The organism is Marinomonas alcarazii (assembly GCF_003208215.1).
Classification (GTDB): Bacteria; Pseudomonadota; Gammaproteobacteria; order Pseudomonadales; family Marinomonadaceae; genus Marinomonas; species Marinomonas alcarazii.
Genome location: NZ_QKLW01000001.1, coordinates 321,583 through 337,477 on the forward strand (window position 1 = coordinate 321,583; position 15,895 = coordinate 337,477).

Below are 15,895 nucleotides of genomic sequence, written 5' to 3' on the forward strand. Positions count from 1 at the left end.
AAGTCTCACAGCTTGGGTGACATAGGGGAGGCCTCCTGCCAAGATTCTTGGTCTGTTAATTCCTGCGGAAACGCTTTGTTATGAATGATGATTTTTGCTGTTTCAGCTGATTCAAATTTCTGTTTGATAAAGGCAAGAAAGTCTTTTACTTCTATCTTTTCTACGTTTTCTATCCATTCTTCTTTCGTCTGAAAATCGGGTGCTGGTTTGGCAATTTGATGCCATTCATTAAGGGCGTTATCACTTAGGTTTTTTGCTGTCATTTTTAGTTCGCTTAACAGCGCATTTTTTGCTTTATAAAACTCATCAGCAGATAGATTGGGTAATCTTTCTCTTTGCTCTTCTATGAAGTCTTCCATGGCGTTTACTAAGGTTAGCGTATCCTTATTGGGGGATTGTACCAGCAGCCCTAGTATTGGGGTTTTGCGAATGCTGAGGTCTTGCGCGCCAACAATGTAGCCGAGCTGCTTTTTGGTCCTTAGTTCTTGATAAAAAGGGCTGCTAATGAGCTTTTTCAAGATGGCAAAGTACGCTTTTTCGGTAATCGCCTTTTGTGTGTTCTGTCCGCTGGTGTCTATTAATGTGTAAAGTACAACGCAGTCGTTGCTTGTGGAGTTGAACTTGTAATGATGCTTCTGTTGTGCGGTGAGTTCTTTGGTTTCAATTTCTAGCGGTTCTCTTTGTGTGAGTCTGTCTTCTACGCGTTGGTAAATGGATTGAGCAAGTTGTGTTGATTGTTGCTCTGTGACATTTCCTGTGCTGTAGGCGACGATATCAAAATGACTGCGCGCCCTTTTTGTGAAAGCTTGGAGGTCTTCTAATGTGAGTGATTCTAGTGCACTTTCTAGTTGTTCTATGGTCTGGCTATTTTTTGTGATGAGCGTGTGTAGCGCGCTGTTGGCATTGCTGTAAGCCTGACGACTTTTTTGATTGCTTAGGTCTGTTTTGAGTTGAGCTTTAGCAAGATTGAATGTTTCTTGGTTAGGGCGAAATAAGAAAATCTGATCTATGAGCCAAGTTGTGTAAACGTTCTGTTTATCTGAGTAGCCGCTTGTTCTAAGTGTGACGCCGTTTGTGTGTGGGTAGAATGAGTAGCCTAATCCTGCGATATACGGAGCATAAGTCGACTCGCTTACGCTGTCGTTAAAAAGTCGTGTCCATAGTCTATTGAGCAGTGTGTGTTTGGCGGTATCGGCGGCATTATCGAAGCGAAAGGCGATAAAGTTCATCGCCGTGGGTTTTTTAAAGCTGGGGTCGGATTTGTTCCAAAAAGTCATGCCTTCTTTCTGGAATATAATCTTAGGACTTGAGTCTTTTTCATTGACGAGTTTTAGTGACTCTGGGATGAAGTTGTTTTTTTCAGGTAACCCGACTTGCGTGGTTTTGACTGAAAAATTAATGGTGTCTGAAAGTGACTGGCTAATTAGGTTGTTACTGTATTCGCTGTTATACCAAGGTTCGGTTTTCCATGTGGGGGCTTTACTTGTCCAGTCCTGCGGGAACGTTTTGTTGGTCACTACTTGTATTAGTAGGTTTTCTGGTGACAGTTGTTGTAGCAGGTGTTGGACTTCGCTCTGGTTTGCTGCATGTTCTAGTCGAAAGCTGCTTAGAATGTCCTCACTTGGTGTATCTAACATTCTTGCAGAGAGTGTTCGAGCAAGGTTTAAAGGGGCGACATAGCTTTGGTTGTTGAACATGAGCTGGCTTAATGTCAGTCCTTCTTGCAAGTAAAGTGGGTTAACAGGTGAAGATTTCAAAAGGCTAATCGTGGCAAAGAGTCGCTGTGCGACAGTATTGATTTGAGATAGTCCCTCGTCGGTTAAGCGTATTTTTATGGAGAATAGGGCGTTGTCCCCATAATCCGGAGAAACTCCGGCTGATATGCTGTTAATTAACCCATCTGATTTTAATGAGGCATAAAGAGAGCCTTTGTTTTCATTGCCCAAAATATAGGATAGGTAGCGTGTTGGCTGAGTTTTGTAATTTTGTTTTTGGGCGTCTATTTGGTAGAAAATATTAAGCGTGTTGTTGTTGATTAAAGAACGAACAAATTGCAGTTGTGGTTTATCGGTCGTAATGAGTTCTGGGTAGCTTTTGGATGTCGTTATGGCTTTGCTCGGAATAGATGAGAAGTATTGATGAGCAAGCTCTGCTAGCTGATTTGGCGGAAGGTTTGCGACAAGAACTAGACCCATATTTTCGCTAGAGTAGTGTTCTTTGTATAGGTTGAGCAGCTGCTCTCTTAGTGGTTTATTAGGGAGATCTTTGAGGGTGTCTAGGCTGCCTACTGAAAATTGGCTGTAGGGATGGTCAGGGTTGATCAAGGTTTTTAAGGCTTGGGTATTGCGTCGGCTTTCGTCAGTTAGCTTTGCTTTATATTCTGCATTGACGGCATTTTTTTCTCTTTGAGTGAGTGATTCGCTAAACAGGGGAGAGATAAAAAACTGTGAAAAGCGATCTAGGGCGCCTTCATAAGCTGATGGGGAAATATCAAAGTAAAAGTTGGTTTTATCTGTGCTTGTGTAGGCGTTATGTGTTCCGCCATGAGTGTTTATGTAGGTTTGGTAGTTTCCGGCCTCAGGGTACTTTTCAGTGCCAAGAAACAGCATGTGTTCAAGAAAGTGAGTCAGCCCCTGTTGCCCTGTTGGGTCTTGAAAACTACCGATTTTGACTGATAGGGAGGCAGAGTATCTTTCTGCTTTTGGATCACTGATAAGCAGTACTTTTAGGTGGTTAGGGAGAGTGATCAAGTTGTAGCTGTTTTCGTCGCTTGTGCTCTTATTTGAAATCGGTGTAAAGGTGTCTTGAGTGGCGTACGTAATATTTTGCGTCATTAGTTTTGGGCTTACCGAAGTGTGATTTTTTGTTAGGTGTGCGTCATCCGCGCGAGCTGATGGCGAGGTGTGCGTGATGAATAAAATGAAAAGTACGTAAAGCGCTGTTTTGAATTTGTTCATGACTTCAGACTAACTGAAGCATGGGGAAAGATGCAATGGCTGTCGCGCATTGCATCTATCGGTGGGTTATTGGGCGTCTAAAGATTGCCCATTAACGTTTAGGCTGTCATCGCCCATAAGGTAAAGGTATACCGGCATGATGTCTTCTGTTGTTGCCAGTGTTTCTGGGTTTTCTTCAGGGTGGGCGTTGGCGCGCATGCTGGTTCTTGTTGCTCCAGGGTTGATCGCGTTCGCCCGAATGTTCGGGGAAAGATCGACCAGTTCGTTGGAAAACAATTGCATCATGGCTTCGGTGGCAAATTTTGAAATGGCATACGCTCCCCAGTTAGCTTTTGCCTTTCTGCCAACGCCAGACGATGTAAACACAATAGAAGCATGTTTTGCTTTCTGCATAAGAGGGAGTAGGGCTTGGTTTAGCAATAATTGGCTGGTCACATTGACGCGCATAACTTGCTCGAACAAGGTGATGTCGTAGGTTGCTATCGGCGTTCGTTCACCTAAAAGGCTGGCATTGTGTAGAATGCCATCTAAATGACCAAATTCACTTTCAATGGTGTTGGCAAGTTCTACATAGTCGTGCTCAGCCGCGCCATCAAGATTTAGTGGTACGATCGCGGCCTGAGGATAGCCCATTTGTTCGATATGGTCGTATACGGCTTCCAGTTTTTTGGTGGTGCGTCCTAATAGGATGACTGTTGCGCCATGTTTTGCATAAGTGATCGCGGCGGTTTTGCCTATACCGTCACCTGCACCAGTAACAAGGATTACCTTGTCTTTAAGTAGTTGGCTTGGGGCTTGATAATCAAACATATCTCCTCCTTATGCCTTGGTTAGGCGTTAATTTTCTGAGTGTGCATCATGTAATTAACGGATACATCTTTGTCGTTGAGTTTGTACACTTTGGTGATGGGGTTATAGGTCAACCCTGTCATGTGTGAAACTTCTAAACCAGCGGCCCTTGCGTAGTTATTGAGCTCAGCCGGTTGGATGAATTTTGCGTAGTCGTGGGTGCCTTTAGGAAGCATTTTTAGAATGTATTCAGCCCCTATAATGGCAAATAGATAAGCTTTGGGGTTTCTGTTGATGGTGGAGAAAAATACATGTCCACCTGGCTTCACTAGCGTCATGCAGGCTTTGATAACCGATGATGGGTCTGGAACATGCTCAAGCATTTCAAGGCAAGTGACGATGTCGTACTGGCCAGATTCTCGTTGGGCAATTTCCTCTGCGGTGATTTTTTCATAATCGATATCGAGCTTTGACTCTTCGTTGTGCAGTTTTGCTACAGCAAGTGGGGCTTCTCCCATATCTATGCCTTTGACGCTTGCGCCGAGTTTTGCCATAGCTTCTGACAATATGCCTCCACCACAACCGACATCGATGACTTTTTTGCCTTTCAGGCCGTCAGCTCGCTCATTTATATAGTTGGTGCGTAGTGGGTTTATGTCGTGCAGAGGTTTAAATTCATTCTCAGTGTCCCACCAGCGGCTTGCTAGTGCTTCAAATTTTGCAACTTCATTTAGGTCTACGTTGTTTTGTTGAGTGTCGGTCATCTGTTCTGCATCCATCTTAAATGTTGCTAAAGGCGATAAGCTCGATGTATTGAGCTGCGTAATGTGCTTTATGTCGTCTGTTTTAGGCTTGAGCTAAAGTGTGCTTTTTCTAGTATAGCGCCAACTAAAGGGGTGACCAATAGTAAACTTACTTTGAGCAGGGAGACTGTTTGGGGTGCTGTTTCTATAATTGCAATATAGAACAACAAAACATGCTCCTTGAAGGGGTGTTATTTATTTCCTTATGTTACAATGCAGCGCTTATAAAAAGATATTAGGGAGTCTTTTGACTCCAAGGCATAAGGATCGATTGTATCTATGGGTGAATTAGCCAAAGAAATTACTCCCGTCAGTATCGAAAATGAACTTAAGGGATCTTACCTAGACTACGCAATGAGCGTTATTGTGGGCCGAGCATTACCTGATGTACGAGACGGATTAAAGCCTGTTCACCGTCGCGTTCTATTTGCGATGAATGAACTTAAAAATGATTGGAATAAACCGTACAAAAAATCGGCGCGTATCGTTGGTGATGTAATCGGTAAGTATCACCCACATGGTGATTCTGCTGTATACGATACGATTGTTCGTATGGCGCAGCCTTTCTCAATGCGTTACACCTTGGTTGATGGTCAAGGTAACTTTGGTTCTGTCGATGGTGACAGTGCTGCAGCGATGCGTTATACCGAAATTCGTATGGCGAAAATTTCTCATCATCTGTTGATGGATCTTGAGAAAGAAACGGTTGATTTCGTGCCTAACTACGATGGCACCGAATTTATGCCTGAAGTATTGCCTGCACGCGTTCCAGGGCTGTTGGTAAACGGTTCTGCGGGTATCGCGGTTGGTATGGCAACTAATATCCCTCCTCATAATCTCGGTGAGATTATTGATGGCTGTCTTGCTGTTATTGATAACGCAGACATCACCATTGATGAGCTGATCGATCATATACCTGGACCTGATTTCCCTACAGGGGCGTTTATCAATGGTCGTGCGGGTATTATTGAAGCCTACAAAACAGGTCGTGGCCGTATTTATATGCGTGCTCGCCATCACTTTGAAGACATGGAAAAAGGCAATCGCCAATCCATCGTTTTCACTGAAATTCCTTACCAGCTAAACAAGGCGAAAGTGATTGAAAAAATCGCTGAGCTAGTCAAAGAGAAAAAGCTGGAAGGCATCAGTGAGCTACGTGATGAATCTGATAAAGACGGTATGCGTATCGTTATTGAATTGCGCCGTGGTGAAAATCCTGAAGTTGTTGTAAATAACATCTTCACGCAAACACAGCTTCAATCTGTATTCGGTATGAATATGGTGGCCTTGGTTGATGGCCGCCCTCAATTGCTAAACCTTAAGCAAATTCTTGAGTGTTTCGTTAAGCACCGCCGTGAAGTGGTTACTCGTCGTACTATTTTCGAGCTTCGCAAAGCGCGTGAACGTGGTCACATTCTTGAAGGTTTGGCGGTGTCGCTTGCTAACATCGACCGTGTGATTGAGTTGATTCGTACTTCTCCGACCTCTGCTGAGGCGAAAGAAAAATTGGTTGGCGAGTCTTGGCAGCCAGGTGATGTTATGGCCATGCTTGAGCGTGCAGGCGCTGATGCATGTAGACCAGATGACCTTGAAGCTTGTTACGGTTTTGTTGATGGTGCTTATCATTTGTCACCAGATCAAGCGCAGGCGATTTTGGACTTACGTCTACATCGTCTAACGGGCTTAGAGCACGACAAGCTAATGGGCGAGTATAAGTCTCTTATTGAGCTTATCGCTGAATTGCTGAATATTTTGTCTGACCCTGATCGCTTGATGGAAGTGATTCGTGAAGAGTTGGAAGAAGTTCGAGATACATTTGGTGACGCTCGTCGCACTGAGATCTTAACCTCTCGTCAGGATTTGACTATTGCCGATTTGATTGATGAAGCCCCAATGGTGGTGACAATTTCGAATACTGGTTATGCGAAATCTCAGCCATTGGTTGAGTATCAAGCTCAGCGTCGCGGTGGTCGTGGAAAATCTTCTGCAAGCATGAAAGATGAAGATCATATCGAGCACTTATTAGTTACTAGTAGCCATGACACTATCATGCTGTTCAGTAATCTAGGTAAAGTTTATTGGTTGCGTGTGTTCGAGATTCCTGTGGCTAGCCGTAGTGCGAAAGGTCGTCCTATCGTTAACCTACTGCCGCTAAAAGAGGGAGAGTTTATTTCTGCTCTATTGCCTTTACCAGTGGCTGAGGCTGACTCTGATGAAGAAGTTTCTGAAGAGGAAATTGTTGAAGCAAGCAGCTACATCTTCATGGCAACGGCAAACGGTACGGTTAAGAAGACGGCGATGCAGCATTTTGCGCGTCCTCGCTCTACAGGTTTGATTGCGCTTAGCCTAGATGAAACAGATGAGTTGGTTGGTGTGTCTGTTACCAATGGTGAAAACGACATTATGTTGGTTTCCTCTTCTGGTAAAACAATACGCTTTAAAGAGTCTGATGTTCGTGCAATGGGTCGAACTGCGGCAGGTGTTCGTGGTATTCGCTTGAATGAAGACGCTAAGGTTGTGTCATTGATCGTTCCTCAAGAAGGTTCTGCTGTCTTGATGGCGTGTGAGAATGGTTACGGCAAGCGTACTCTAGTGGAAGACTTCCCAGTCTATGGACGTGGTGGTCAAGGTGTTATTGGTATTCAAGTGTCTGAGCGTAACGGCCCTGTGGTTGGTGCTGCTCAGGTTGATGAAACCGATGAGATTATTTTGATTACCGATCAGGGTACTTTGGTTCGTACTCGGGTGACCGAGGTGTCTTGTCAAGGTCGTAATACTCAAGGTGTTACCTTGATTCGATTGACCAATGATGAGCATTTGGTTGGTATTGAACGTGTCGTTGAAGATGACGAAGCAGACATTGTGGTTGATGAAGCAGGTGATGTTGTAGTCGATCAGGCACCAAGCGATGGTGACGAGTCTCCGGACATTCCAGATACTGATACGGAATAGAAAATAAGCGACGCACCTAGGTGCGTCGCTTTTGTTGTAGATAAGTCCTGAAAATACTAGAGGTAATAGGCGGGATGAGCCGAGTATATAATTTTTGTTCTGGTCCAGCAGCGCTTCCTGAAGCGGTATTGAAAAAAGCACAGGCTGAAATGCTTGATTGGCATGGTGCTGGTGTTTCTGTTATGGAAATGAGTCACAGAAGTACTGAGTTTATGTCGATCTTGGCGTCTGCCAAAGCTCGTTTATCTCGACTGCTTGATATTAGTGATGATTATGAAGTGTTATTTGTTCAAGGTGGTGCATCCACTTTGTTTGCTCAGATTCCTGCAAATTTAGTAAATGGTTTTGAGTCTGCCTGCTATCTAGATACTGGTGCTTGGTCTTCGAAGGCTATTAAAGAAGCGAAAAGATATACCAAGGTTAACGTGGTCGGTTCTTCAAAAGAGCAAAATTACACCACGGTTCCTGACTTTTCTAGTTTGAAACTAGATGAAAGTGCGGCCTACTTGCATTTGTGTGCAAACGAAACGATTGGTGGTCTAGAGTTCGCAGATTTGCCAGAAACAAGCTTGCCTATCGTTGCAGATTTGTCTTCAACTATATTGTCTCGCAAAATTGATGTGAGTAAATATGGTCTTATTTATGCTGGTGCCCAAAAGAACGTTGGTCCAGCAGGTGTGGTGATTTGTATTATTCGTAAGGATTTGTTGGCTCGTTGTGGCGATAATGTCCCTTCCATTTGGAATTTTGAAAATTTAGCTGCCAATGATTCTATGATCAATACGCCACCGACTTTTGCTATTTATTTAGCGGATTTGGTGTTTGAGTGGTTGGAAGAGCAAGGTGGTGTCGAAGCGATTGAGGCGATCAATATTCGTAAAGCTCAAGCCTTATATGACTTTATTGATTCTAGCGATTTTTATTCAAACCCTGTTGATCCTGCCTACCGTTCTCGTATGAATGTGCCGTTTATTTTGGCGGATGAGTCCCTTGAATCTCTTTTCTTGAAAGAGTCGGAAGCGGCTGGCTTACGTACTTTAGCAGGGCATCGCTCTGTTGGCGGTATGCGTGCCAGTATTTATAACGCTATGCCAATGGAAGGGGTTCAGGCATTAATTGATTTCATGCGCGCCTTTGAAGAGCGTCATCGATAACCCCTTTTTAGAGATAATAACGACTACGGATAATAAATAGCATGTCGAATTCTAAACAAGCAGTACCTGATACGCTGCCGCTATTGCGCGATCGTATTGATTCTATTGACTCGCAAATACAGATGTTGATCAATGAGCGCGCACGCTGTGCTCAGAAAGTAGCGGAAGTAAAACTGGCTGAGCAAGGTGATGAGTCTGTTGTGTTTTACCGTCCTGAACGTGAGGCGCAAGTTTTACGCAGAGTGATGGAGCGCAATGAAGGGCCTTTGGGTAATGAGGAAATGGCGAAGATATTTCGTCAGGTTATGTCTTCATGTCTTGCACTTGAGAAGCCAATGCGAATTGCTTTCTTAGGTCCTGAAGGTACTTTTACTCAGCAGGCAGCGCTAAAGCATTTTGGTAAATCAATTATTAGTGCGCCTATGGCGGCTATTGATGAGGTGTTTCGTGAGGTTGAATCTGGGGCGGCTAATTATGGTGTTGTGCCAGTTGAGAATTCGACAGAAGGTGTTGTTAATCATACCTTAGACAGTTTTCGTGACTCACGTCTTAAGATATGTGGCGAAGTGGAAGAGCGAATTCACCACCACTTGTTAGTAAGCCCAAATGTAAATGCGGATGATGTCACGCATATTTACTCTCATCAGCAATCTTTGGCGCAATGTCGTGCCTGGCTGGATCGCTATTGGCCGCATGTAGAGCGTGTTGCTGTAAGTTCAAATGCGGAAGCGGCGCGTTTGGCGGCGGAGGCTGGCCGTAGTGGTCGAGCCATTGCTGCAATAGCGGGTGAAGTGGCTTGCGAACTTTATGGTCTGCTGAAAGTGTCTGCCAATATTGAGGATCGTCCGGATAATACGACGCGATTTTTGATTGTGGGGAATGAAGATGTGCCACCAAGTGGAAAGGATAAGACATCATTATTGATCAGTGCGAAAAACGAGCCCGGTGCTTTGTATCGATTGCTTGAGGCTTTTGAGCGACATGGGGTTGATATGACTCGCTTGGAGACACGCCCATCACTTATGAGCCGTTGGGGATATATTTTCTATATAGACTTCGTTGGACATCATTTGGATGAAGGCTGTAGCGCAGTCATTGAAGAGTTGCGTGAACGTGCGTCAGAAGTGAAAGTGTTGGGGTCATACCCAGTTGCTGTGCTTTAGCAAATTGATTAAGAGTGTTGTGCTTTGACTGGTGAAAGTGAATTTCAGGTGCTCGCGAATGTGACGCCGCAAGAAAATAAGAAGTTTGGCAATGTCATGATTATCGGTCTTGGCATGATAGGTGGTTCTTTTGCTAAGGCGCTTAAAGATCGAGGATTGGCAACACTTTATGGTGTCGATCGTCGAGAGGGCGAGCTCGCGTTAGGGGTCTCGACTGGTGTTATTGATTATCCAGCAGAGCTTTCACAAGAGTATGTCTCAAAAATGGATGTTATTGTTCTTGCAACACCGGTAAGAGCAATGGAATCCGTATTGGCTGACCTTAAGCCATTGCTACAAGAAAAAACGCTTGTTACTGATGTGGGTTCGACAAAGGGAAGTGTTGTTGAATCTGTGCGCCGTGTATTTGGTTTTGTTCCTGCTAATTTTATCCCTGGTCATCCTATTGCGGGTGCGGAAAAAAGTGGTGTTTTGGCTTCGAATCCGCAGCTGTTTGAAAAGCATATGGCGATTGTCACGCCTTTGCCTGATAGTGACCCCTTGTTATTGGATCGCTTGCACCGAATTTGGCGTGCGGTTGGTGCGGATGTGGTGAGTATGGATGTTGATCATCATGATCATGTCTTGGCCTCGTCCAGTCATTTGCCACATTTGTTGGCATTTACCTTGGTGGATGCACTGGCAAGCGGTGAGCGTAGCCAAGATATATTCAAATTTGCGGCTGGTGGCTTCCGTGACTTTACTCGTATTGCATCAAGTGACCCTGTGATGTGGCGAGATGTTTTTATGGCGAATAAAGATGCCACGTTAGCTACATTGGATCACTTTACAGATCGTCTGGCTGATATGCGTGCTGCAATTGAGCAAGGTGATGGGGCGAGCATGTTCGGTGTTTTTACCCGAGCAAAGTCTGCGCGAGATCATTTTCTTCGTCTGCTGGAGTTGCGTACAATAGGTTCAGCAAAAGAGGTGCGCCCTGTTTCTGTCTCTGTATTGCCAGCTTCTACCATAAAAGGGAAGATTTCTTTGTTGGGTGACAAATCTTTGTCACATAAAGTCATTACTATAGCGGCGCTTTCCGTCGGTGTGAGTGAGATCAAGAACATTGATTTAACAGGTGATGTACGCATTACAATGCAAGCTTTCCGTGATATGGGGGTTGTTATTGAAGAGGCCTCAGCGGATTGTGTGCGTATCCATGGCGTGGGCTTGTATGGTTTAAAAGCGCCAATTGCGCCAATCAATGTGCACGAGTCGCGAGAGAGTTTGTATTTGTTGTTGCCAGTTTTAGCTGGTCAGTCTTTCTCAGTAACGGTTGTTGCTGAAGGTAAATTGCTTAATCAATCTATGAGTGATTTATTTTCTTTGCTGCGTCAGATGGGTGGATCGGTAGTCTCTGAACTGGCTGATTGTTTGCCTGTTACCTTGTCGCCAAATGATTCTTTAAATGTAAATGTAGATGTTGAATTGAAAACAGGGTCTGGGAACCTTTTGATGGCAGCATTTTTGTCTGCTATTTATTCCCCTGATGAAGGGCGAGTGAAGCCTATGTTGCCTGGCTTATCTCACTGTGAAGTTTTATTGCAGCGCTTTGGCCAGAATATGACCAAGCATGGAGACAGTTTTAATTTTTCTCCTGGGTCTTTAGTTGGTACGGATATTGTATTGTCTGGTGATGAATATGAGGCCGTATGGCTTGTGCTGTTGGCAAGTTTGCTACCAGGCTCTGATTTGATGATCGAAAATGCAGGGTTAGACTCTGTTTCTTTTGATTTCTTGTCGTTTTTAAAATCTATTGGTGCAAATGTGGTTATACCACCATTGGCTGAATCTGGCCTTTATGAGGGTGTTTTGCAGGCAGGTTTTGCAGAATTATCATCGTTTGTATTATCGGCTGGGCAGGCCTACCAATTTAGAGATGAGCTACCTTTGCTTTGTGTGGTGGCAGCGTACGCGAAAGGTGACAGTCGAGTAGAGGGTGTGGGTGACCTACCTTATTACTATGAAGATAGAGTGTTGGCTTTGGTGGATGCGTTGGATTCTATGAAAATCTCCTGTACATACGAGCACGGTGATCTATTGATCAAGGGTGGTTTTCCTCAGGGTGGTGAATTGGACTGCGCTGGTGATGATAGATTAGCGCTTGCCATGCTTGGCTTGGGAGCGCGTAGTAAATCCATAACAAAAGTAAATGATTGTCAAAAATTATTAGAAGAATTTAATGAGTTGGAGAGTGTCGCATTGCAATTAGGTTTTCATTGCTCTGTGGCGCAATAGTTTTTTAAGAGGAATAGTTATGATCAACCAAGGCCCAGTTATTACGATTGATGGTCCAAGTGGTGCCGGTAAAGGTACTGTAAGTCAATTGATCGCGGAAAAGCTGGGATGGCACATACTTGATAGTGGTGCCTTATATAGATTACTTGCACTTGCTGTCTCCCATCATGGAATGTCTCCTGATGATGTGGAGACGTTAAAAGTCTTGGCTGAGCATCTGGATATACAGTTTCAACAGACCGAAGAAGGTAAAGTTGAGATTATTCTCGAAGGAGAGGTGGTTACTCAAGCTATTCGAACAGAAGAGGTTGGTAATTGTGCTTCTAAATTAGCGGCAATTCCTGAAGTTCGTGAAGGTTTGTTGTTGCGTCAGCGTGCTTTTTCGCAGGCCCCTGGTCTTGTTGCTGATGGTCGGGATATGGGAACAGTGGTGTTTCCTTCCGCCCAGATTAAAATATTTTTAACGGCTTCTGCAGAAGAGCGAGCGCAAAGACGTGCGCAGCAATTGCAGCAAAAAGGTGAAGCTGTTAATCTAGCTGAACTTGTTAAAACGATTAAAGAGCGTGATGAGCGGGATGCGAACAGAGCAATTGCTCCTCTTGTGCCTGCAGCAGGCGCTTTAGTTATAGATAGTACGAATTTGACCATAGAGCAGGTTGTCGAGATGGTTTTTGCCGAAACGGTAAAAGCGGGTCTTGTATAATCTGTTCTTTTTTGCGTCTACTTTTTTTTATCTATAATGTGCTAGAATAGATCAAATGTTATTCAAGTCGGTGGAAGTGCCAGCAAGCTTTCATCGCATCATTCAAAAAATTGACCCACATTTGCTGGCAATGTGGATATGACCTAGTTCTTTATATAGGTCGATTATATAGGAAATACAATGACTCAAAGCTTCGCAGAACTGTTTGAAGAAAGCCTATTAACCGTCGAAATGGCGCCAGGCTCAATTGTTACTGGTATCGTTGTTGACATCGATAACGAATGGGTAACTGTTCATGCAGGTCTTAAATCTGAAGGCGTAATTCCTCGTTCTCAGTTCCTAACGGAAAGTGGTGAGTTCAACTTAAACATCGGTGACGAAGTTAAAGTTGCACTTGATGCTGTTGAAGATGGTTTCGGTGAGACTAAATTGTCTCGTGAAAAAGCTAAACGTGCAGAAACTTGGTCTGTTCTTGAAAAAGCTTACGAAGAAAATGCCATCGTTCACGGTGTTATCAATGGTAAAGTCAAAGGTGGCTTCACTGTTGATATCGCTAATATCCGTGCTTTCTTGCCTGGTTCTTTGGTAGACGTTCGCCCAATCCGCGATACATCTCACTTGGAAGGTGTGGATCTAGAGTTCAAACTTATCAAGCTTGATCAAAAACGTAACAACGTTGTTGTTTCTCGTCGTGCCGTTATGGAAGCGACTAACAGCGCTGAACGCGAAACATTGCTTGCTTCTCTTGAAGAAGGTCAAGAAGTTAAAGGTATCGTTAAGAACCTTACTGACTACGGTGCTTTCGTTGATCTTGGTGGTGTTGATGGTCTTCTACACATCACTGACATGGCTTGGAAGCGCATTAAGCACCCAAGCGAAATCATTGCTGTTGGCGATGAGATTGATGTTAAGGTTCTTAAATTCGACCGTGAGCGTAACCGTGTATCTCTAGGTCTTAAGCAGTTGGGTGAAGATCCATGGGTAGCTATCAAAGCTCGTTACCCAGAAAATACTAAAGTAACTGCTAAAGTAACTAACTTGACTGATTACGGCTGCTTCGCTGAGCTTGAAGAAGGCGTAGAAGGTCTAGTACACGTTTCTGAAATGGATTGGACTAACAAAAACATTCACCCATCTAAAGTTGTTCAGATCGGTGATGAAGTTGAAGTTATGGTTCTTGACATTGATGAAGAGCGTCGTCGTATTTCTTTGGGTATCAAGCAATGCACAATGAACCCATGGGAAGAGTTTGCTACATCTTTCAATAAAGGCGACAAGATCTCTGGCGCAATCAAGTCTATCACTGACTTTGGTGTGTTCATCGGTCTTGATGGCGGTATTGATGGTCTTGTTCACCTTTCTGACCTATCTTGGGACGAAACTGGTGAAGAAGCCGTTCGTCAATACAAGAAAGGCGATATGCTAGAAACAGTTGTATTGTCTATCGATGCTGAGCGCGAGCGTATCTCTCTAGGTGTTAAACAACTAGAAGAAGACCCGTTCCTTGCTTTCGTTGCTGAAAATGACAAAGGCACTATCGTAAACGGTACTGTTTCTGAAGTTGATGCGAAAGGTGCTGTAGTTGTTCTTGCTGAAGGCGTTGAAGCTACTTTGAAAGTATCTGAAATCAGCCGTGAGCGTATCGAAGATGCAACAACTGCATTGAAAGAAGGCGATAAAGTAGAAGCTGCGATCATCAATGTTGATCGTAAAGCTCGTACTATTGCTCTTTCTATCAAGCAGAAAGATGCTACTGAAGAGAAAGCTGCGTTGAAATCTCACTCTGAGAAACAACAAGCTGAATCTAATGGTCCTACGACTATCGGTGATTTGATCAAAGCGCAACTAGAAAACCAAAACTAAGTTTTGATTCTATAGTTGTAATAAAAAGCGGGCTTAGGCCCGCTTTTTTTTGCATATTTTTTTGAAGTTGTTGACAGAAAAACTATACATATAACATGTGGATAACCATGGGTATAGGTGTTGTGTATGTTGATCAGCGCAGGGACTCTAGCAATGTATTCGTATCTTCCTCGCTCCAATCTTCTTTGTTCAGTAGAGCTTTTAGGGTGTCACTGTTCTGGGCATTTTGAAGATTTTTCTGAAATTTCGCGTAGTGAAAGTCTTTAATCAAGCGCTCATCATGCTCTGAACGATAAATAGGCGGCTTTACTGAGTTTTCGGCCTTCTTCTCGTTAAGTCCATCTATTTTTTTGTAGGTATTTAAAAACTGCTTCTTGTTCATGATTTGCTCACTTATTCGTGCTCTATTCTGAGAACTTCAAAATGGTCATTTCTTGCGCACCACTTGATATTTAAGTCCCATAATTGGATTCCGTGCTCTCTATCTATTTGTGTGGATAGGTAGGATGGCCTTGGGTCTTGTTCTATTATTTGCTTAATTAAAGTGGTTATTTTCTTGTTGTGCAAATTTTCATATCTTTCGCACTGTGCTTTGGCCTCTTCAGAAAAGACGACGGGTCTTTTTTGTGCTTCGGCAGCCGCTGGGGCGAATCCTCCTTTGGCGTTACTAATGCTATCTGCATAAGGTAAATATGGCTTGATGTCGAGTACGGGGGTGCCATCTAGTAAATCTGCGCCATATAGGTCAATAAATATACGCTGACCCTCCTGATAAATTCGTCCGATTTTTACTGCTGATAAGCCTATTGGGTTGGGTCTGTGTGTGGCTCTGGTAGCAAACACGCCCATCTTAGCCTTGCCTCCTAAGCGAGGAGGGCGAATTTTAGCTTTCCAGCTTTCATTTATGCAGCCATGGAAAATAAACTGTATCCAGATATGAGAAAAACCATCTAGTCCGTCTAGGGTATCAAGTCTATTGTATGGTGGGATGAGTTCTAGTCTGGCTGTCGCTTCGGTAACCAGACCTGGCTGGCGTGGAATGCCAAATTTTTCTTTGTAGCAAGAATGGATTATGCCAATAGTGTTTAGAGTAAAGGAATGTTGGGAGGGCAATGGTCTGTCCTTTCGTGAAAATCTGCACTAAATGAATAAAAATAGTGTGATAGTATACTGTCTTGATGAAATAGGTCGCGACTTTTTACGGATCTAGTGTGTACTCTTTTTACTTTTATTA

The 15,895-nt window shown here is 43.7% G+C and carries 11 protein-coding genes; 6 read left to right on the forward strand and 5 right to left on the reverse strand.

Annotated features, from left to right (window positions below):
• Nucleotides 1–5 precede the first annotated feature (5 nt).
• The 3 genes from DFP75_RS01395 to ubiG all read right to left on the reverse strand — a co-directional run bounded on the left by DFP75_RS01395 (nt 6) and on the right by ubiG (nt 4,510).
• Nucleotides 6–2,957 carry an insulinase family protein gene (locus DFP75_RS01395; RefSeq protein ID WP_245926920.1) on the reverse strand — a complete coding sequence of 984 codons (2,952 nt, stop codon included), beginning with the start codon at nt 2,955–2,957 and terminating at the stop codon, nt 6–8.
• A gap of 66 nt (nt 2,958–3,023) precedes the next feature.
• Nucleotides 3,024–3,767, reverse strand: a complete 744-nt coding sequence (locus DFP75_RS01400; RefSeq protein ID WP_110571713.1) for a YciK family oxidoreductase — start codon at nt 3,765–3,767, stop codon at nt 3,024–3,026.
• A 20-nt stretch (nt 3,768–3,787) separates the two neighbouring features.
• Nucleotides 3,788–4,510: a bifunctional 2-polyprenyl-6-hydroxyphenol methylase/3-demethylubiquinol 3-O-methyltransferase UbiG gene (gene ubiG, locus DFP75_RS01405; RefSeq protein ID WP_110571714.1), complete on the reverse strand. Its 723-nt coding sequence runs from the start codon at nt 4,508–4,510 to the stop codon at nt 3,788–3,790.
• Between the two features lie 318 nt (nt 4,511–4,828).
• On the opposite strand from ubiG, the gene gyrA reads away from it, so the two are divergent.
• The 6 genes from gyrA (at nt 4,829) to rpsA (ending at nt 14,661) form a co-directional block, all read left to right on the forward strand.
• A complete protein-coding gene (gene gyrA / locus DFP75_RS01410) occupies nt 4,829–7,501 on the forward strand; it encodes a DNA gyrase subunit A (protein WP_110571715.1) in 2,673 nt (890 codons plus the stop codon).
• Nucleotides 7,502–7,575: 74 nt separating this feature from the next.
• Complete coding sequence (gene serC / locus DFP75_RS01415; protein ID WP_110571716.1) at nt 7,576–8,655, forward strand: 3-phosphoserine/phosphohydroxythreonine transaminase; 1,080 nt, start codon at nt 7,576–7,578, stop codon at nt 8,653–8,655.
• Nucleotides 8,656–8,696: 41 nt separating this feature from the next.
• The gene (gene pheA / locus DFP75_RS01420) at nt 8,697–9,818 is read left to right on the forward strand and encodes a prephenate dehydratase (RefSeq protein ID WP_110571717.1); all 1,122 of its coding nucleotides are present in this window, start codon (nt 8,697–8,699) and stop codon (nt 9,816–9,818) included.
• A gap of 24 nt (nt 9,819–9,842) precedes the next feature.
• Entirely contained in the window at nt 9,843–12,095 is a 2,253-nt protein-coding gene (locus tag DFP75_RS01425; protein ID WP_110571718.1) for a bifunctional prephenate dehydrogenase/3-phosphoshikimate 1-carboxyvinyltransferase, read from the forward strand.
• 19 nt (nt 12,096–12,114) lie between these two features.
• A complete protein-coding gene (cmk, locus tag DFP75_RS01430) occupies nt 12,115–12,798 on the forward strand; it encodes a (d)CMP kinase (RefSeq protein ID WP_110571719.1) in 684 nt (227 codons plus the stop codon).
• Between the two features lie 180 nt (nt 12,799–12,978).
• A complete protein-coding gene (gene rpsA / locus DFP75_RS01435; protein ID WP_110571720.1) occupies nt 12,979–14,661 on the forward strand; it encodes a 30S ribosomal protein S1 in 1,683 nt (560 codons plus the stop codon).
• 133 nt (nt 14,662–14,794) lie between these two features.
• On the opposite strand, the gene DFP75_RS01440 is transcribed toward rpsA, so the two are convergent.
• Nucleotides 14,795–15,043, reverse strand: a complete 249-nt coding sequence (locus DFP75_RS01440) for a hypothetical protein (RefSeq protein ID WP_110571721.1) — start codon at nt 15,041–15,043, stop codon at nt 14,795–14,797.
• 11 nt (nt 15,044–15,054) lie between these two features.
• Nucleotides 15,055–15,774 (reverse strand): tRNA (N6-threonylcarbamoyladenosine(37)-N6)-methyltransferase TrmO, encoded by a 720-nt coding sequence (gene tsaA, locus DFP75_RS01445; protein ID WP_110571722.1) that lies wholly within the window; start codon nt 15,772–15,774, stop codon nt 15,055–15,057.
• Nucleotides 15,775–15,895: the final 121 nt, after the last annotated feature.